This is a genomic window from Paenibacillus sp. Paensp111 (assembly GCF_059492195.1).
Genome location: NZ_CP168527.1, coordinates 948,639 through 966,609, shown reverse-complemented (window position 1 = coordinate 966,609; position 17,971 = coordinate 948,639). Strand labels below are relative to the sequence as shown.

17 protein-coding genes are annotated in these 17,971 nt (G+C 48.7%); 6 read left to right on the top strand and 11 right to left on the bottom strand.

The features are described from left to right. Positions 1–59 precede the first annotated feature (59 nt). Positions 60–1,502 (bottom strand): SulP family inorganic anion transporter, encoded by a 1,443-nt coding sequence (locus ACEN86_RS04455; RefSeq protein ID WP_495634215.1) that lies wholly within the window; start codon positions 1,500–1,502, stop codon positions 60–62. Positions 1,503–1,680: 178 nt separating this feature from the next. On the opposite strand from ACEN86_RS04455, the gene ACEN86_RS04450 reads away from it, so the two are divergent. Further along, positions 1,681–1,860 (top strand): hypothetical protein, encoded by a 180-nt coding sequence (locus ACEN86_RS04450; protein ID WP_495634369.1) that lies wholly within the window; start codon positions 1,681–1,683, stop codon positions 1,858–1,860. 167 nt (positions 1,861–2,027) lie between these two features. Then, entirely contained in the window at positions 2,028–2,345 is a 318-nt protein-coding gene (locus tag ACEN86_RS04445) for a hypothetical protein (RefSeq protein ID WP_495633153.1), read from the top strand. Between the two features lie 96 nt (positions 2,346–2,441). Here the strand turns inward: ACEN86_RS04445 and ACEN86_RS04440 are convergent, their stop codons facing one another. The 4 genes from ACEN86_RS04440 to ACEN86_RS04425 form a co-directional block, all read right to left on the bottom strand. After that, entirely contained in the window at positions 2,442–3,548 is a 1,107-nt protein-coding gene (locus ACEN86_RS04440) for a Ger(x)C family spore germination protein (protein ID WP_495633152.1), read from the bottom strand. Continuing rightward, on the bottom strand, positions 3,541–4,638 hold the full coding sequence (locus ACEN86_RS04435; protein WP_495633151.1) for a GerAB/ArcD/ProY family transporter: 1,098 nt from the start codon (positions 4,636–4,638) through the stop codon (positions 3,541–3,543). Before ACEN86_RS04435 ends, ACEN86_RS04440 begins: the two co-directional genes overlap by 8 nt. After that, positions 4,631–6,004 carry a spore germination protein gene (locus ACEN86_RS04430; protein ID WP_495633150.1) on the bottom strand — a complete coding sequence of 458 codons (1,374 nt, stop codon included), beginning with the start codon at positions 6,002–6,004 and terminating at the stop codon, positions 4,631–4,633. The genes ACEN86_RS04435 and ACEN86_RS04430 overlap by 8 nt, the downstream gene beginning before the upstream one ends. A 122-nt stretch (positions 6,005–6,126) precedes the next feature. Next, positions 6,127–7,200, bottom strand: a complete 1,074-nt coding sequence (locus ACEN86_RS04425; protein WP_495633149.1) for a GGDEF domain-containing protein — start codon at positions 7,198–7,200, stop codon at positions 6,127–6,129. A gap of 115 nt (positions 7,201–7,315) precedes the next feature. Here ACEN86_RS04425 and ACEN86_RS04420 point away from each other — a divergent pair, with 115 nt between their 5' ends. Then, on the top strand, positions 7,316–8,029 hold the full coding sequence (locus ACEN86_RS04420) for a peptidylprolyl isomerase (RefSeq protein ID WP_495633148.1): 714 nt from the start codon (positions 7,316–7,318) through the stop codon (positions 8,027–8,029). A 98-nt stretch (positions 8,030–8,127) separates the two neighbouring features. After that, positions 8,128–10,206 (top strand): class I SAM-dependent methyltransferase, encoded by a 2,079-nt coding sequence (locus ACEN86_RS04415; protein ID WP_495633147.1) that lies wholly within the window; start codon positions 8,128–8,130, stop codon positions 10,204–10,206. A 136-nt stretch (positions 10,207–10,342) separates the two neighbouring features. On the opposite strand, the gene cyoD is transcribed toward ACEN86_RS04415, so the two are convergent. The 5 genes from cyoD to ACEN86_RS04390 all read right to left on the bottom strand — a co-directional run bounded on the left by cyoD (position 10,343) and on the right by ACEN86_RS04390 (position 14,750). Then, positions 10,343–10,675, bottom strand: coding sequence for a cytochrome o ubiquinol oxidase subunit IV (gene cyoD / locus ACEN86_RS04410; RefSeq protein WP_495633146.1), 333 nt, complete (start codon positions 10,673–10,675; stop codon positions 10,343–10,345). 1 nt (position 10,676) lies between these two features. Further along, positions 10,677–11,282 (bottom strand): cytochrome o ubiquinol oxidase subunit III, encoded by a 606-nt coding sequence (gene cyoC / locus ACEN86_RS04405; RefSeq protein ID WP_495633145.1) that lies wholly within the window; start codon positions 11,280–11,282, stop codon positions 10,677–10,679. After that, a complete protein-coding gene (locus ACEN86_RS04400; protein ID WP_495633144.1) occupies positions 11,282–13,264 on the bottom strand; it encodes a cbb3-type cytochrome c oxidase subunit I in 1,983 nt (660 codons plus the stop codon). Before ACEN86_RS04400 ends, cyoC begins: the two co-directional genes overlap by 1 nt. A gap of 24 nt (positions 13,265–13,288) precedes the next feature. Further along, positions 13,289–14,209: a ubiquinol oxidase subunit II gene (locus ACEN86_RS04395; RefSeq protein WP_495633143.1), complete on the bottom strand. Its 921-nt coding sequence runs from the start codon at positions 14,207–14,209 to the stop codon at positions 13,289–13,291. 280 nt (positions 14,210–14,489) lie between these two features. Beyond that, complete coding sequence (locus ACEN86_RS04390; RefSeq protein WP_127199504.1) at positions 14,490–14,750, bottom strand: hypothetical protein; 261 nt, start codon at positions 14,748–14,750, stop codon at positions 14,490–14,492. A 239-nt stretch (positions 14,751–14,989) separates the two neighbouring features. On the opposite strand from ACEN86_RS04390, the gene ACEN86_RS04385 reads away from it, so the two are divergent. Together ACEN86_RS04385 and ACEN86_RS04380 are read left to right on the top strand one after the other, a co-directional pair. Next, positions 14,990–15,769 (top strand): threonine/serine exporter family protein, encoded by a 780-nt coding sequence (locus ACEN86_RS04385; RefSeq protein WP_495633142.1) that lies wholly within the window; start codon positions 14,990–14,992, stop codon positions 15,767–15,769. A 26-nt stretch (positions 15,770–15,795) separates the two neighbouring features. Next, positions 15,796–16,221: a threonine/serine exporter family protein gene (locus tag ACEN86_RS04380; RefSeq protein ID WP_495634214.1), complete on the top strand. Its 426-nt coding sequence runs from the start codon at positions 15,796–15,798 to the stop codon at positions 16,219–16,221. Positions 16,222–16,224: 3 nt separating this feature from the next. Here the strand turns inward: ACEN86_RS04380 and ACEN86_RS04375 are convergent, their stop codons facing one another. After that, positions 16,225–17,838 carry an S-layer homology domain-containing protein gene (locus tag ACEN86_RS04375; protein WP_495633141.1) on the bottom strand — a complete coding sequence of 538 codons (1,614 nt, stop codon included), beginning with the start codon at positions 17,836–17,838 and terminating at the stop codon, positions 16,225–16,227. Positions 17,839–17,971 lie beyond the last annotated feature (133 nt).

The window sequence follows — 17,971 nt, the reverse complement described above, 5'->3', positions numbered from 1 at the left end:
TGCCGCTGGGATAAGCATAGAATATGAAAAGCATTACAGGTCAAGTGTTTACTTTACGGTTATCCTAAGGCATACCCGGCTTTCTCAATCAATGCCTTACTTTCCTCATTGAGCCCTTGGATACTAACCTCTTTACCAAGCTCTCTGTACTTGGCAGTCACTTTAGAAATGGCATGAATGGCCGAATGATCCCATACATGGGATTTCGCAAGGTCTATAATAATTACCCGCGGATCCTCGGAAGCGGGGAACAACTGGATGAACTGTGCGGCTGTACCGAAGAAGAGCGGCCCGGACACCGTGTATTTTTTGACACCGCTTGGGTCAATCTCTGAACTGGATCTTAGACGTGCTGCTCTCCAACCAAAGGATAACGCACTTAGCACTATCCCGCAGATTACACCGATCGCCAAGTTGGACGTGATCACCACAATGAGCACAGTAGCCACCATAACAACTGCGTCCGTACGCGGGATTCTGTGCAGGGTACGAAGAGAACCCCAGTCAAAGGTTCCAAAGGACACCATGAACATGACTCCTGTGAGAGCTGCCATCGGAATTACCCTGACCACATCACCCAGCACCAGAATGAGAAACAGCAGGAATGCGCCAGCGACAAAGGTTGATAACCGGGTACGGCCGCCGGATTTGACGTTGATCACAGTCTGCCCGATCATGGCACAGCCAGCCATACCGCCGAAGAAGCCGGTGATGACATTGGCAATCCCCTGACCGCGGATCTCGCGGTTCTTATTGCTCCCTGTCTCGGTAAGCTCATCCACCAGCGTAGCGGTAAGCAGGGATTCCGTCATTCCTACAACGGCTAAAGCCAGTGAATAAGGCAGGATCACGAGCAGCATATCCAAATTCAGCGGGACCTGGGGAAGATGAAAGAATGGCAGTGACTGTGTGATGTTCCCCATATCTCCAACGGTCCTTACCTCGGTCCCCGACCATACGGAGATGAGTGTCATTACAATAATAGCAACCAGAGCCGAAGGAACCGCCTTGGTCAGCAGCGGGAACAGATAAATGATGAGCAGCGTACCGGCCAGAATGGCGTAGACTTCCCAAGAAGCTCCCTCAAAGTTGGGCAGCTGGGCCATAAATATAATGATAGCCAGAGCATTCACAAATCCGACCATCACGGAATGAGGGACGAACGTAATAAAGCGCCCGAATCGCAGCGCTCCCATTCCCCACTGCAGAATTCCGGTCAGCACTGTTGCCGCGAACAAATACTCGATTCCGTACCCGGCAATGAGCGGCCCCATCAAGGAGGCCATGGCTCCCGTTGCCGCGGAGATCATTCCGGGTCTTCCCCCGAAGAATGAAATACTTACAGCTATAATAAACGAAGCATAGAGTCCGACCATTGGGTCAACTCCCGCCATTATTGAGAAAGCAATCGCCTCGGGAATCAAAGCGAAGGCCACAGTTAATCCGGACAAAATATCTCTACGTGTATTTCCCAAGAAGCCTTGTTTCAACCCATTCACCAACAAAATTCCCACTCCTCTATGTGTATCTCTTGAGTCATCTCTTCAATTATAAGGCACACGTCAAGTTCCGTTCCTGAAAGACTGTAGTACCTTGACCCTGTTGTTTCATTGCATGTGCTCATGTTTATTAAATATCAACAGCCTATACAGCCAACTATCAACGGAAAAGGAGGAGAAAATGATGATTAATCCCCAGGAACGCACTGAGGTAAGTAATGTTGAAGTGGAGAGACGAGACATTCAGCACAAAACCGACTCAAGTATGGTAGCTTCAACTTTCATTAAGTACGCTGCGTACATTATCCTGTTCTTCGGATTCCTCTATTTCCTCGTTAAATACGTATTCCCTAAATTCTAAGCTTGCCCTTATAGCATGAATAACCCGGGGAGCCATGCTCTGCCGGGTTTATTGTGTTAGCTGGCTCCACCGTACAGACAAGTAAGTCTGCGTTTGGAAAAAGGCGGTTTGGGGTAAGCTCCAAGTAGACCCTAATAATGAAGTAATCTGAAGGAGGCCTGGCGACTATGGATCGAGATCGCACCCCACTTAACCCGGAAAATCGTGGAGATCAGGAATATGAACAATATAAAATTCTAGCGGACTATAGTCCCGAGAACGACATTCCAAGCGACGACCTGCTCCCTCATGACAGCCGGAGTACGCAAAGCCTAAGCTCTTATGAAGAGGATGAGACAGATTCCGCCGAGGATGTCAATCTTGAAGATGTACCGGACGCGGATGCCATAGAAAAGAACAGTCCCGTTGACCCTGCTGCTCCGCCTGAGATCATCATGCATGGGACCGACCTGATTAATGGATATGATGGCGAGGACGATCAATAACGGTCCGATTCACAGGGACACATTCATAAGCACATGTAATAGCCCACAGCCTCCTCTTGAAGCTGTGGGCTTTACTATGAGCGTATAAGCCTGCCTTTACCGTACCATTCCCGTATACTTAATATCTACATTACTTTTCACGTGAAATTCCAGCCGCTCTTTCAGATCAGCCCAGTCCTTATATTCCGTAGAATTGTTCCAGTGCCTGGCTTGATACCGAAGACCCCAGCCCAAGGGATCACTTTTGGTTTGTAGTATCTTCTTAAGAACCTTCTCCACACGCTCATTCATTTGTTCTCCTGCGGCTTTCGACAGATCTTTGATCATCTTCTCATTGAAGCTGGAGCCTCTGTAACTTTCCTCCATCTCGGCACTAACTTTGATGGTATATTCGATAGAGGGGGTCCCCGTCTTGGGTGTAATTATTTTGTACTTCGACTTGGATTTCTCTACATTGTAAGCATATTTAATCCCCTCATACTCCAAATTAAAGGAGGTCTTGAGATTCTTCAAATACAGCAAGTTATAAATTCTCGTCTCTTCTGGATCTAACACTTCCAAAGCTTTATTCTTGTCAAAGAGATAGGCTTTGTTGATCAGAAATTCATGATCATTCTTCGCTTCAATTAGAGGAAGAATCGGGTCCACCCCCTTCTCATCGATACGTCTTTGCAGCAGATAGGAGAAGGCAGCCGGAACAATAAAGGGAGATTCCGTCCCATCCTTACTTAAGGCAAGGAGAAGCGAGTTCGCCGGAATCCGTTCCGTTACAGGCTGTACATTGAGCACCTCTTTCGCTGAAGGCCTGGCTACCCCAGTATAGATCGTGAGCTGGAGATCTCTTCTGCGCATCATCCAGTCCAAGCCCTCCTCTATATTTTTACGGGCGTATTTCTCGCCGAACAGTACGGCTTTACAATGTCCGAAGTCAAGCTCTTTATCAATTCTGGACTTCATTTCCCGTACAATCTCAGCTATGGTATCCCCTTCATGTGTCAGGATTTGAACCTGCTCTTCAGCTTTCTTGGGATCACCTTGAGGTATAGCAATCTTCAGCGTCACACTGAGCTTGGCCGGATCGTTCTCCGCTTCGTCAATACCTATGGCCATAACAAACAGCTTCAGATCAATATCTTTGAATTTGCACCCCTGAAGGGGCAATATCAGCAAGAGAACCAGAACCCAGTACACGATTCTAATCATGTCTCTTAGCCCCCCTCCTTTTGTAGGCCAAATACACACTGGCGATCAGTATGCCTTCGCCGACAAGCCGAATATTCAGGAACCAAAGACCCGCACGATCCCGGAAAAATTGATTGGTCCCCATCGACAATAAGCCCACCAGGCCGAATACAAGAAGCATCCACCATTCCGGATCAATCTTCCGCTTCTTTTTCTCTTTAATCGTAAATACACCTTTCAGCATCTCAAGTGCCACATGCCAGTGTACCACTGAACTCACCAGGGAGAGTGTTAAATAGGTGAAATAGAAGAAGAACAGCACCCGTTCAATTATAAAATTCTTCGTACGAAGCACATCCGCCGTAGAGAACCAAGGGTAGACATGTCTTTCTACTCCAATCGTTCCATGATATCCGATCGGAATCAACACCGATATAAGCAGAATGACGAACCCGGTAATCCCGATTAACCATAACCGTTTTATCGTAACTTTATTAAAGGCCCGGTTAAAGATGGCCAAGTTAAGATAGCCTGTGAAAATAAAAGTGGCATCCGCTATAGCCCCGTAGGATGGAACTTTAAATGAATAGGTGAGGACTTGCAGTACTGCATCCCAGCTGAACATAGGATTCAGGAATGCTTTGACCAGGACGTAGAGAATGATCGGTATATTCAGAAGAATCATGACTTCGAGCGCATATAGGATCGATTCAGCAGTTACACGGACAGCCAGACAGACAACCACAAGAAAGCCAATCATAATTAAGACTGGCGATACATCGGCGGTAATATATCTCATGGTTACGTCTACGAACGAGATTAGGGTAATCAATCCAGCAGCATACCAGAGCAGGGTGTGTCCGAAGAGCATGGACTTGGCTAGCAGCTTGGGATAGTTCGCAAGGAATATTTCCGGCAGTCCCTCACCCGGAAATTTATTCATCATCTTGACGCAGAGAGACATAAGAATAAGTCCAACAGGCACCGAGACGACGATCGCCATCATAGTTCCGTTAAAGCGTTCTGCAATTAATCCCCTCGGCACGAAATTGATAATATTAATCAAGGCATTGATCAGAAAGAGATAGTAGAAATATTTGTTCTTAACCATTGCCTTGCTCCTTCTGTGAGGGGTTCTGTCTGACTCTCTCAATCGCGAAAATCTTGAAATAAGGCTTTCCGAAGCTTCGCAGACTGGACAAGTACACAATCACGCTGACTAAGCCCAGCACAATTCCGAGTAAGCCGTATATAGTAGCCAGGAATATAAATGGGTACTTGATGACACGGACCGTGAACCCCATCATATTCATCGGAATGACAAAGTTGGAAATCGCTACTGCGGATACCAGAATGATCATGATGTTGCTGACAAGTCCCGCTTCGGTAGCGGCTGTCCCCAGAATAAGCCCGCCTACCGTAGTTGCAGTCGGGCCGATAGCTTTAGGCAGCCGCAAGCTGGCCTCGGTCAGAAACTCCATCATGAGAAGCATGATCAGCACCTCAATATAAGACGGGTAAGGAACTGTTGCGCGGCTTCCTGCTACTAACAAAGCAATCTGTACCTTCCATACTTCGGGGTTGTAGGAGGTGAACGCCACATACAGGCTTGGAATTAGAACGGTAAGGATAAGACCAAGGTAGCGAATACCCTTGAGGAACCAGCCTACCGGAAGTACCTGAAGCTTGTCATCCATGGCTGTGAAGAAATCATTAAATACTGCCGGGAGAATAACCGCAAATCCAGCGGTATCCACAATGAGGATAATCTTGCCCTCCGAGATATTAAAGACTGCCCGGTCGGGCCGCTCAGTCACAATGGTCGTGGGAAAGAGACGGTATTTATTGCCGGACAGATACTTGTCGAGCTCCGCTGCAGCCTGAAGGATATCAACCGAGATGCCATCCAGACGTTTCTTTAATTCTTTTAGGACCTCAGGATCGATTCGCGTCTCATCATACATGATGGCTATCTTGGTCTTCGACTTATGACCGATTGTGGTGGTCTCCGCCTTTAGATCAGAAGACTGGTAGCGGCGCCGTATCAAATTCATATTCACATCAAGGCTTTCATTGAAGGAGTCTGCAGGACCCTGAACGATAACTTCGGTCTGTGCATCTTCTACCGATCCTGCTTCGACACGAACGGCATCGAACAAATACACTTTTTCCATACTGAAAAAAATTCCTACATGACCCCCAAGCAGCATTTCCAGAATCTCCTTAGGGTCTTGGCTTGACTTACTACCAGGGAAAGAGGCGATGTAATCTTCATAACTTCCCTTGTCCTGGGTTTCAAAAAAAGGGCTGATTATAAAGCGGTTCACCGTGGAGGAGTCCGCTATACTCCGCAAGTACACGAGCTCCACCTGCTGCTCAGAGGTACACAAGCTGCGCTGCTCCAAATCCATGCTTTTGGACAATTTCTCTTGAATGAACCGCAGAAGACTGTCTGCTTCCTTCTTGGTGCCTCGCATATCCATTCCTCCTGCCCTCTACAATTCCATCTTCGCTCATGGTTTTCCTATTTTGGCACAATCGGGTGCAAACCATACAAAAAAAGAGGAAGAAATACCCGCTTGGGTATTCTTCCTCCAGTTTAAGCACTCATCAGGCACACTTGATTTCTTCCTGCTTCTTTGGCCGCATATAACGCTTGATCCGCTTTCTCGAACAGCTTCCCTGATTCGATAACCGGATAGACTGAGGCACCAATGGATATGGTCAGCCGGATGTGGTCCCCTTCCGGAAGGTCAAAGATTTGATTCTCTACATTCCTTCTCAGCCGCTCGGCCACCTGCCGTACCTTATCAATCCCGCAGTCATCTACGATAATAACAAATTCTTCTCCGCCCTTGCGGGCAATATAATCGCCTGGATGAAAAGTATCCCTGAGAACATCAGCCAGCTGGGACAGTACAGCGTCTCCGGCCGCATGTCCATACGTATCGTTCACCTGCTTGAAATAATCGATATCCACGACGAGCAGCGAGAATACCGAAGGTTCAATGTAACTGGCCTCCACTTTGGAATCAAAAAAAGCTTCGAAAGCCCTTAGATTATGCAGGCCTGTAAGAAAGTCCCGGTGTGCCGCTTCCTTCATCATATGGAGCAGATCATCCGAGCGTTTCAGATACCGCAGCATATAATAGGTGAACATACCCGCCAGGGTAAATATCAAGGAGAATGGAACCAGCACGGCTACTACATTCTCGTGTAAAGTTATATAGAACGTACTCAGCGTGACAGCAAGGGACAGAACAAGGGTAAGTACCCATTTCCTCAATTGAAATTTCCTCTGCGGCAGCAGGCACACCGCTACCAGAAAGGTTAGCACGGCATTCGAAGCCCCGAGAATGGAAGCTGAGCTGAGTCCGTGCAGGAAGATCAGCCTGTAGACCGCTATGATCAGCGTCGTCCAGAATCCAGAGACGGCTCCTCCCAAGTATACGGACACGATAATGGCAAGCTGCCGGAAGTCTGCAACCACCAAGCTGTTGATTGGGAAGGTGAAGTGCATGAGCAGCAGGCCGAACAATCCAAGGACAACCCCGCTAATGAACAGATTCAGGTTAAACCTGACTCTCCCATTTAGGAACCGACTGCGGACCATATTTCCGAAGAACAGAAATGATGTCAGCAGCGTAAAATTGTTAATTAGTTTCTCCAACATGGCAGATCCCTCGCATGTGTCTATGAAGTAGAATAATTAGTTGTGTCTTGTTTCTCTCCTGAAACCAAAGAAGGTATAATAGATCCTGAGACAACCAAAAAGGAGAGTAAGATACATGAAGAAAGCTTTGACAACCCGGCCGATCCTCATCGTCATGCTGATGATGTTCGTCCTCGTGCTTTCAGCCTGCGGAGCCAAGAAGGAGGCCACGGACACACAATCCCAAGCGGCTCCGGCTGCACCCGCCGAGACCAGCAAGGAGACGCCAGCTGCAGGGAGCCTGCAGGATAAAATTGCCAACAAGGGCAGCAAAAATCCAGTCGTTACCATTGAGATGGACAGCGGCAAAACAATTAAAGTGGAACTGTACCCGAGAGTTGCCCCCAATACTGTGAATAACTTCATCTCACTGATTAAGAAGGGCTTCTATAACGGAACCATCTTCCACCGTGTCATTCCCGGCTTTATGATTCAAGGTGGTGACCCTGAAGGCACTGGGGCCGGAGGACCCGGCTATAATATAAAGGGCGAATTCACTCAGAACAATTTCCAAAATGACCTCAAGCATACGCGCGGCGTCATCTCCATGGCCAGAACCAATATGCCGGATACAGCCGGTTCCCAGTTCTTCATCATGGCTGCCGATTATCCAAGTCTGGATGGTCTGTACGCTTCCTTCGGTAAAGTAACTGAAGGTATGGAGGTTGTTGATGAGATCGTGAATCAGCCTCGCGACGCCAATGATGCTCCTAACACCAAGCAGGTGATGAAGAAAGTTACCGTCGATACCTTCGGTGTGGAATATAAGCAGCCGGAGACGCTCAAATAAACACCAGCTTATCAGGGACAGGCCCGGGATAAATCCTCCCGGCCTGTCCTTTTGTGTTATATATTGATATAAGAACTTACAGAGGAGGACTAAAAGCGATGCTTGCATCACTCTCGGCGATTACCGCCTATCGGCAAGGCTATGAATCAGCTGCGGACTCTCAGTCCTGGCGGAACTATATTGTCACCGCAGAACAGCCCGTCTTCAATCTGGAGCGTATCCATGCTCTCCGCGAACTGGAGAATGCTAATCCAGTACTTGATTATGTTGAAAGAACCCTGCTTATTCTGGATAAGCTGCCCTTATCCTTCTGGATCAGGGAGATCATAGAAGAAGTGCTCACTTGGTCCGAGGTATCCAAGGGAGGCAGCCTTCAGCAGCGCAGAGTCTGGCAGAAGCAGGGTATAAATCTGTTCGTACATAATATCGGCTCGGCTCAGATTTATAGTGAGCACCACTTCGAACAGACTTCGAGCGACCGCCTTCAAGTCATTAATACCCTGATTGCGACACATGGACTCATCGGCCAGCAGCTCCGCGGGGAGGTTCCTTATATGGAGAATGAACCTCTTCAAGCCTTGATCAGATCCGGCAAGCTATCCCCCGATGAGCTTATCCATATCCTGCTTCCTCTCAATCACTGCATTATCGGCGGGGTATCCGAAGAGTTATGGCTGTCTACCCGGGAGGAAGTAGAGAAGCTGATCCGGCAGATTGCCTATGATACCCTTCCAGGCGAAGCAGCGTTACTTGAGCGGCTGCGGCTGCTGAGAACCCAGTCCATTCGCAGGGGTGAGCGATTCGATACAGAAATCAATCTGATTCAGGAAAAGGTGAATCTTGATGTGAGCCTGGCTCCCATGAAGGAACAGACGCTTTGGTACGTTGAATCGGCTACTCAGGACTTCGCCCTGGACGAATTCATCAAGATTCTGCTCCTCGCTGTCCGTCATGAGAGAACCGACCTTTCCGTGCGTCATGTCAGCTTCGAGAGGCTTATGAACATGATGTATTACGACTATAAAGGTTCCAAGAAGATTAATGTCTATAAGAAAAGGATTATCGAGAAGTACCTGTCTGATCTCTCCTGGGAGAATATCCTCGGCGGTCAGAAGATAACCAGTCCTCATCTTAAGTATACGCTACAGACTCATCCTGAGCTTCCCGACACCGTCTTCTTCACATTCGAGTTCTCTCCTGCGGCGGAGAAGCTGATTGAATTCTGTATAGAGGCCGAGAAATCACCTCTCTATGAGAAAGCCGTCCTCATGCTCTTCGATCTGTTCGATCTGCGCCGTGACGCCTATGACCGTTTTCATAACGAAGAAGAATACCTTGCCGGCATGAACCAGACAGCCGATTATAAGAAGGTAATTCTGGGCTATATCGTCGGTGAGAGGGTCATTGATATTGGTCCAGGCGGAGGTGTGCTGCTTGATCTAATTGAACAGGAACTGCCGCATATTCAGGCGACCGGCCTGGATATTTCAGCTAATGTCATTGAAGCGCTTGAGCGCAAAAAACAGCTTGAAGGACATAGCTGGCATGTGATCAAAGGGGATGCTCTCCAGCTCTCGAGTTATGTGAAGCCAGGTCAGGCCGATACCATCGTCTTCTCCTCTATCCTTCATGAGCTGTTCTCTTACATTGAGTATGAAGGCAGACGGTTCAATCAGGCTACGATCGCCGCTGCCTTGGTCAGTGCCTTTGAAGTCCTTCCTGTAGGGGGAAGGATTATAATCAGAGACGGAATCATGACCGAGCCGACTACACTCAACCGCCGTATTCGATTCTTGGAGGCAGACGGGCTGGATTGGCTGCACAGGTACCAGAATGATTTTACCGGACGCAAAATTCAGTTTGAAATCGTTGGCGATCAGGAAGTGCAAATGCCGGTTAACGATGCCATGGAATTCCTATACACCTATACCTGGGGAGAAGAAGCTTATGTCCACGAGGTGCAGGAGCAGTTCGGTTATTTCACACCGAGCGGATACATCGATTTCATCCGTTCAACTTTAGGCGATGCCGCCCTGATTACCGAGAACCGCCACTTCCTTCAGGAAGGTTATACGGAAGCGCTGACGGAACGAATCTTATTTCTGGACGAGCAAGAAATGCCCGTACCTCTTCCAGACAGCACCTGCCTGATTGTGATTGAGAAAGTGAACACTTAGCAAAAAGAAAAGGGAATGTCCCCACAGCCAACTGCCTGGCTATGAGACATTCCCTTTTTCTAGTTCAGTCCCCATGAACGGCGCCTTCCCGCTGTTCATTGGAGTCCGATTTCATTTGTTAAACACTGCCGCCCTATTATTGCACCGTAGAGTTGAAGGACATGATCCAGATCGATCCGCCTACAACGGTAAGTACGATAATAATCCCTACGATCAAGGTCATAACGTTCCATCTTGGCTTCTCACCTTCACGGATATGCATGAAGAAGAAGAGCTGAACGATCAGCTGAAGCACAGCCATGATCATAATTGTGATGAAGGTCTGGGTCTTGTTAAGCAGACCATTCATAACAATGAAGAGCGGAATGATCGTTAAGACGATGGAGAAAATAAAACCAATCACATAAGACTTCAGTGAACCATGGCTCTCACCAGAGGCATGTTCATGTCCGGTATTATGCTGACTCATCTTACATCACCCCCATCAAATATACGACGGTGAAGACAAAGATCCAGATGACATCCAAAAAGTGCCAATACAAGCTGAGGTTTGTTACTTTACGGGTAGTCACTTCAGTAATACCTCTACGGGACAACTGAATCATAAGTCCGATCATCCATACAAGACCGATCGATACGTGAAGACCGTGTGTACCCACCAGTGTATAGAAAGCAGACAGGAATGCATTGCTGGAAATCTTGTGGCCTTCTTCGACCAATTTCACAAACTCATTAAGCTCCATGCCGATAAAGGCAGCGCCCAGCACCGCAGTTACGGCCAGCCAAGCAATCAGCTGTTTCACTTTGCCCTTATGCATGGCAAGCACAGCCAGACCGCTTGTGAAGCTGCTTGTAAGCAGGATAAAGGTCTCTGCGATAACGCCCGGCATTTCAAACAATTCTTTGGCACCAGGTCCGCCGTTCGTATGCGTATGAAGTACCGCATAGCAGGCGAACAATGTGCCGAATATCAAGATATCCGTAACGATGAAGATCCAGAAGCCAAGCACCTTAAGGGACTCGTGACTCTCGTGGGCTTCATGCGCGTGGGAATGCTCTGCAGTCGCGTGTGCCATTAGACGGTCCTCCCTCTTAAAGCTGCCTCAGTGCGCTCAATTTCATCAACCGGAATGTAGTAATCCGTGTCGTACGAGAAGGAACGTGCCAGCAGACAAATTGCTACCCCGATCAATCCTGGAATGGCCATCCACATCCAGTCAAATACAAAGCCAAATCCGGCAATAAACCAGCATACCGACATCACGAACGGTATCGCCGAGTTCTTCGGCATATGAATCGGTTCATATTTGACAGGTGCCGGCTTAATGCCTTTCGCTCTGTCTTCTTTGACTTTCCACCATGCGTCATCTGTAGTGACTTGCGGTTCTACCGCAAAGTTATACATTGGCGCAGGAGATGGAATGGACCATTCGAGCGTCCGTCCACCCCATGGATCTCCCGTGAGGTCGCGCTCGCCTTTGCGGATACTGTAGCTGATCTGCCACACTTGGAAAATAAATCCGAGACCCATCAGGAAAGCACCTACTGTGGATACAAGGTTAAGAGGTGCCCAGCCCAGATCCCAGCCTGTATCTGATCCATAAGTATATAGACGACGGGTCATACCCATGAAGCCGAGTGCGTACTGCGGCATGAAACATACATAGAAACCAATGTTCCACAGCCAGAAGGCCCATTTACCAAGACGGTCGTTCAGCTTGAATCCGAATACCTTCGGCCACCAGTAGTAAATCCCTGCCAGATAACCGAACACAACACCACCGATCAGCACTTGGTGGAAGTGGGCAATCAGGAAGTAACTGTTGTGGTATTGATAATCGGCAGGAGCTACAGCCAGCATGACACCCGTTGCCCCACCCACGGCGAAACATGGGATGAATCCAAGGGTCCACAGCATCGGCTGTGTAATTGTAATCCGCCCGCGGAACATCGTGAACAGCCAGTTAAAGATCTTAACCCCTGTCGGTATACCGATAACCATCGTCGAGATGGCGAAGAATACGTTAACGTTCGCACTGGCTCCCATCGTGAAGAAGTGATGGGCCCAAGTGAAGAAGGATACGATACTGATGAGCATCATAGAGAAGACCATCGAATTATAACCAAATATCTTCTTCTTGGAGAAGGTTGCTACAACCTCAGAGAAGATACCGAATGCCGGAAGAACCACGATATACACTTCCGGGTGACCCCACATCCAGATCAGGTTGACATACATCATTGGATTGCCGCCCAGATCCATCGTGAAGAAGTGAGCCCCGAGGAACCTGTCGAGGAACAGCAACGCCAGCGTAACCGTCAGAATCGGGAATGCGAAGATGATGATGATCGAACTGGAAAGTACAGACCAGGAGAACAGCGGCATCTTCATCATCTTCATTCCTGGTGCACGCATCTTCAAGATCGTTACCAGGAAGTTAATGCCTGTTGCCAGGGAACCGATACCTGAGATCTGTATCCCCCAAATGTAGAAGTTCTCTCCGACGCCCGGACTATGAGACAGTTCCGACAGCGGCGGATAACTGAGCCATCCCGCATCAGGAGATCCCCCGATAACGAATGACAAGTTGAACAACATGGCGCCCATCAGGAATAGCCAGAAGCTCAGGGAGTTCAGGAACGGATATGCTACGTCCCTTGCACCCAATTGCAAAGGTACAACTAGATTAAATAAAGCGAACATCATGGGCATCGCCATGAAGAGAATCATGATCGTACCGTGTGTTGTAAATACAGCATTATAGTGGTCTGCCTGAAGGAACTTCATGTTCGGCAGAGCCAGCTGTGTACGCATCAGCAGCGCATCGACCCCGCCGCGGAAGAGCATAAGCAGTGAAGCGATGAGATACATGATACCAATTCTTTTGTGATCGACGGTAGTGATCCACTCCCGCCAAAGCCACGTCCACTTTTTGAAATACGTCAGTACAAAGACGATCGCGATACTCGTCAGCGCAATGGACACATCCGCACCATAAATTAGCGGATCACCGGTGACGAAAAAAGTGGAGGCGAAATCTTTAATATTTTCCCACATTACGTAACCCTCTTTCGCCTATCATTATGGTTTTGTTGAGCCGTTATAACTGCCGGAATTCATACTATCCATCTCATGCTTCATATAAATTCCGCCATTCTTGTCCACAATCTCGGTGTACAGATCATCCGGATAGGACGAGAAAAATTCCTGTTTGGCAGTGCCTGGTTTCGCCAGCTGAGTGTAGCCCTCTTTGGTTAACTCTGGTGAAGATGCCTTGACCTGTTTCACCCATTCATTGAATTCTGCCTGCGGCTTGGACTCCACCTCGAACTGCATGTGAGCGAAATCCCTACCGCTAAAGTTGGCACCGGAGCCGAAATATTTACCTGGCTTATCTGCCTGCAGCCACAGCTGCATTGCCATACCTGGCATCGAATATTCCTGACCGCCGAGCTGCGGAATCCAGAAGGAGTTCATCGGTGCATCCGAAGTCAATTGGAAGCGAATTGGAACACCTGCCGGAATTTGCACATAGTTAACCGTCGCAATCTTCTGTCCCGGATATTGGAACAGCCATTTCCAGTCCAGTGAAGTAACCTGAATCGTAATCGGATTAGCATCCGTTACAGGTGGCTTGGCTAGCTTATACGTATCACGCGCAGTGAAGATACCAAGCACAATAATAATAACGATTGGAATCCCCCACCAAATGGTTTCAAGCAGCTTGCTATCATGCCAATTAGGTTGATAAGGCGCATCATTGTCTGGAGTATCCCGGTATCTCCATACAATGTAGACCATGAGTACAATAACTGGAATCACGACAGCCATACATATTAGTCCTGTTAGAATGATCAGCTTTTGCTGAACTTCAGCCACAGGTCCTTTCGGATCAAGCACGATGAACTTATCCCATCCAAGTGCTACGGACACTGCGATGATCACAGCGTAGCTCAAGACCAGAATCGTGAGCAGTTTCCAGCCGGACCGCTTGCTTTTCATTATCCCATCACCTCTTCATCAGGTACAGAATGGACTCCAAAACATCAGTAGTTCAAACTGTACTTTATTAATGTAATTACCCATACACATCAAAGCTGTTTCAGTTTATCAGATTGCATGTGAGATTTGTCACGTGTTAACCAAATCGTCATAAATTCATTTCCATTTGAAGGCATTATTTTCACGAAGTGTTCACAACTACTAATATGGACGCAAAAAAACCCTTTAAGACATCAATCTTAAGGGTTTTTGATAATTATTTATCTCACTTGAGAACTGTTTATTTGTTGTCTTTATTCGAGTTGGATTGAACCAGATAAATCGAGGTTCCAATGGTATACACGAATACACTGGAGATCATGGCACCGAGGCCACCCATCAAGGCCATATTTCGGTCATTGAACTCCGCCAGGTTGAAGAGACACAGTACAACACCGAATGCAAGGAGCGCCCAAGATATTACGGTCATATAAAAGGCAACGGTATAGCCATCATCTTTCATTTGCTGAACTTTACTGAAAGGATATACTTTAGCTGACATGTTCATCACTCCTGGTTAAATGTTGAAAGGGCTTGCTTATGAATTAAGTATACCACAAACCGCAACAAAATGTTCATAATTTGTTCAAATTATTTTTATAATTCTGTCACATTTAGAACTTGCGCTACTTATTCATCTCTTACCCTTTCCCCATGATGCTAAACATGTCAGCCTATACCTACTCATGATATAATTACGGATGATCCAATCCAGTTACAGACCAAGAGGAGTAGATCCCTATGGACCTTACCCACGAAAATTCAAAACTTCGCCATATAGAGGATATCGAGACTGCTACCGAGTTGTGTCTCCTTGCCGGCAAGATCATGCTCCAGAGCGGAGCGGAAACCTCCCGCGTGGAAGATACGATGACACGCATGGCCGCAAGCCTCGGCATGACCCTCTCCCACAGTTATGTCACACCTACGGGAATTATATTTCAAGCGAGCAGCGAGGCTTCCTCCAAGCTGATTCGGATTGCAGAGCGGACCACGGACCTCCAGAAAGTGACAGCCGTGAACAGCGTCTCCCGCCAGCTCAAAGGAGGTCTGATCCAGGCAGAAGAAGCGAAGCAGGAGCTGCTGAGAATCGATGCCGCCGCCCATGCCTTCCCGGTATGGATACTGATCGCTGCAGCCTCCATTGCCAGCGCCTGCTTCACAATTATGTTCCAGGGCGAATGGAAAGACTTTCTCCCCGCCATGATAAGCGGGGGACTCGGCTACTCTGCCGTTATCTATTTCCAGAGACTGGTGAAGGTCAAATTCTTCTCTGAATTGTTCGCCGCCTTCCTCGTCGGTCTGGTCTCTCTGCTGCTTGTCCGCGCAGGGATTGGCGCCCAGCTGGACAAGATCATTATCGGCTCCGTGATGCCTCTCGTGCCCGGCCTCTTGATTACGAACGCTGTACGAGATTTGATGGCCGGCCATTTGGTCTCCGGTCTCTCCCGCGGAGCTGAGGCTTTCCTGACCGCTTTCGCGATTGGAGCCGGGATCGCGGCTCTGTTTTTATTTTTCTAATATGAAAGAGGTCTTCCGATATGGTTATGATGGCCCAACTGCTCGCCAGCTTTGTAGCATCTTCCGCCTTTACCATCCTGTTCAACGCCCCCAAACGCTCCCTGCTTCAGTGCGGCCTGGCAGGCATGCTCAGTTGGGTAATCTATCTGCTGCTACAGCCCCGCTTCGGTCCTGTGCTGGCTTCACTATCTGCGGCTGCGATGGTGGGACTGATCAGCCTGGTTTTTGCCAAACTCTACAAAATGCCTGTCATTATCTTCAGTGTCGCGGGTATCATCCCACTGGTCCCGGGCGGTCTAGCCTATGATGCGATGCGCAAGTTTGTTGAAAATGAATACAACACAGCCGTTCAGCTGGCTGCTGAAGCTTTCCTAATCTCCGGCGCCATTGCCATGGGACTTATTCTATCCGAGGTGCTGAACCAAGTGGCCAGCAGAAGCCGAGGCAGATAATCCTCAGAAATGGTATCCGGCATATCGGCCTGCATTTCGCAGAGCCGGCCACACGTCCGCACTCTCACTGCTAACGTACCAATACGCGAACCCTGCGATCTTGCGGCTTGCGCCCATTGCATATTTTCTCGATAGGGAACGCGCGTCTTCCACCCAAATCCGGTGCCGGACCGTTCCTGATGTATAATCGGCTGTGTACTGCTGAAGAGTCCGATTCCATTTAGGATGAAGGCCGTACGCGGACAACAGCCTATTCTGCTCCGTCAGCGTCAGATCGGCAGAGGATGCCGCTGAGCCATCCTTGTTCAGCGACCAGTCTCTTGTATATAGAGGAAGCGCAAGAATCACCTTCGTGGCAGGAACTGCCGCAATGAGCCGATCCAGGCCTCTCTGCTGCCAAGGAAGTGAGGAGACTGAACCCGCTACACTTCCCCCCGCCCAGTGCTCATCGTATCCCATCAGCACCATATAATCCGACGCTTTGCCTAAGGCCGCATAATCGAATGCTTCCGTCCAGTCCGTGCCGAGATCCGGGGAGACACTGAACGTAAGTAACGCCTGCTCTTGATGAAGCCGAGCTGCAAGGGCCTGAACAAAGGAGGTCAGTGCTGCCTTGTCGTATGGATATATATTCTCGAAATCAAGATTAATCCCGTCCAAGCCGTAATTCCGTACGAGATCACCGATCTGTTTGACTGCTGCCGCTGACTTGGCTTTATCCGCCAGCATTAGATGTGTTGCATCGGCATCGAACCGGTTGCCTACCATCGCCCATACCTTCTTGTTATGCTGCCCGGCCCAGGTGATCAGAGACCGGTCAATGTACTGACTGATGGTTCCATTACTCTCCAGGAATAGCCAGCGCGGGGAAAGCGTATTTATCCCTGAACGCTGTACGCTTTGCTCATACTGCTCGGTAGTCTGATTGTACTGCCATCCCAGCTGAATGCCTGATGCTGCTGGCTGATTAATCTTGGTGGCAAAGTCCCGAGTCTCCAGCACCCTGGCCATCAAGACGGCGGTCTCCTGGCGAGTGATCGGAGCATTCGGACGGAATTCTCCCGCATCCCCCTGCATCAGCCCGAGTTCCTGAACTATGGCAATGGAAGGAACCGCCCAGGTGGCCATCTCCCCCCGATCACTGAATACCGATGCTGTTCCAACTGAAGTACCCGATTGCTTCAAAGCCCGAACCAGCCATACCGCGGCCTCCTGGCGGGTTAAAGGCTGATCCGGTGCGAACTCACTGGGGCTGGTCCCTTCGGTAATTCCGAGATCAACACCAGCCTGTACCGAACCGTAATACCACCTGCTTGCAGGTACATCCGTGAATGCAGCAACGGCTCCATGAACGGGTTCCAGCTTCAGCAGACGGATCAGCACAGTCAAGCTTTCAGCCCGCGTAATCGGCCTATCCGGGGAGAACAGGGTGGGAGAAGTCCCTTTCATAATACTTAGGTTATATAGAGCTGCAATCTCGTGGGTTCCATAGGCACCTTCCAAATCCGTAAATGGTAGATTCTCGGCACCCGCCATGGTCTTGCCTTGTATCGCCATGAAACCGCTTAACATACAAATAATCAAAAATACCGCTGTTCTCGCTTTGGCCTGCCTCACCTTTGTCCACCTCTTCTGATTAACTTATTGAACCCCGCAATACTATCAGAAAAAAAGGACTCTAGCGACACGAAAATATTGGTAGACAAAGCTTCACGAGCGCGGTTATATAGGACCGGATTCATGATATACT

What these genes read in the sequence shown, in the direction of transcription:
- ACEN86_RS04450 (WP_495634369.1), top strand. Translation starts at nt 1,681, where the DNA reads ATGATGATTAATCCCCAGGAACGCACTGAGGTAAGTAATGTTGAAGTG.
- ACEN86_RS04445 (WP_495633153.1), top strand. Translation starts at nt 2,028, where the DNA reads ATGGATCGAGATCGCACCCCACTTAACCCGGAAAATCGTGGAGATCAG.
- ACEN86_RS04440 (WP_495633152.1), bottom strand. Translation starts at nt 3,548, where the DNA reads ATGATTAGAATCGTGTACTGGGTTCTGGTTCTCTTGCTGATATTGCCC.
- ACEN86_RS04435 (WP_495633151.1), bottom strand. Translation starts at nt 4,638, where the DNA reads ATGGTTAAGAACAAATATTTCTACTATCTCTTTCTGATCAATGCCTTG.
- ACEN86_RS04430 (WP_495633150.1), bottom strand. Translation starts at nt 6,004, where the DNA reads ATGCGAGGCACCAAGAAGGAAGCAGACAGTCTTCTGCGGTTCATTCAA.
- ACEN86_RS04425 (WP_495633149.1), bottom strand. Translation starts at nt 7,200, where the DNA reads ATGTTGGAGAAACTAATTAACAATTTTACGCTGCTGACATCATTTCTG.
- ACEN86_RS04420 (WP_495633148.1), top strand. Translation starts at nt 7,316, where the DNA reads ATGAAGAAAGCTTTGACAACCCGGCCGATCCTCATCGTCATGCTGATG.
- ACEN86_RS04415 (WP_495633147.1), top strand. Translation starts at nt 8,128, where the DNA reads ATGCTTGCATCACTCTCGGCGATTACCGCCTATCGGCAAGGCTATGAA.
- cyoD (WP_495633146.1), bottom strand. Translation starts at nt 10,675, where the DNA reads ATGAGTCAGCATAATACCGGACATGAACATGCCTCTGGTGAGAGCCAT.
- cyoC (WP_495633145.1), bottom strand. Translation starts at nt 11,282, where the DNA reads ATGGCACACGCGACTGCAGAGCATTCCCACGCGCATGAAGCCCACGAG.
- ACEN86_RS04400 (WP_495633144.1), bottom strand. Translation starts at nt 13,264, where the DNA reads ATGTGGGAAAATATTAAAGATTTCGCCTCCACTTTTTTCGTCACCGGT.
- ACEN86_RS04395 (WP_495633143.1), bottom strand. Translation starts at nt 14,209, where the DNA reads ATGAAAAGCAAGCGGTCCGGCTGGAAACTGCTCACGATTCTGGTCTTG.
- ACEN86_RS04390 (WP_127199504.1), bottom strand. Translation starts at nt 14,750, where the DNA reads ATGTCAGCTAAAGTATATCCTTTCAGTAAAGTTCAGCAAATGAAAGAT.
- ACEN86_RS04385 (WP_495633142.1), top strand. Translation starts at nt 14,990, where the DNA reads ATGGACCTTACCCACGAAAATTCAAAACTTCGCCATATAGAGGATATC.
- ACEN86_RS04380 (WP_495634214.1), top strand. Translation starts at nt 15,796, where the DNA reads ATGATGGCCCAACTGCTCGCCAGCTTTGTAGCATCTTCCGCCTTTACC.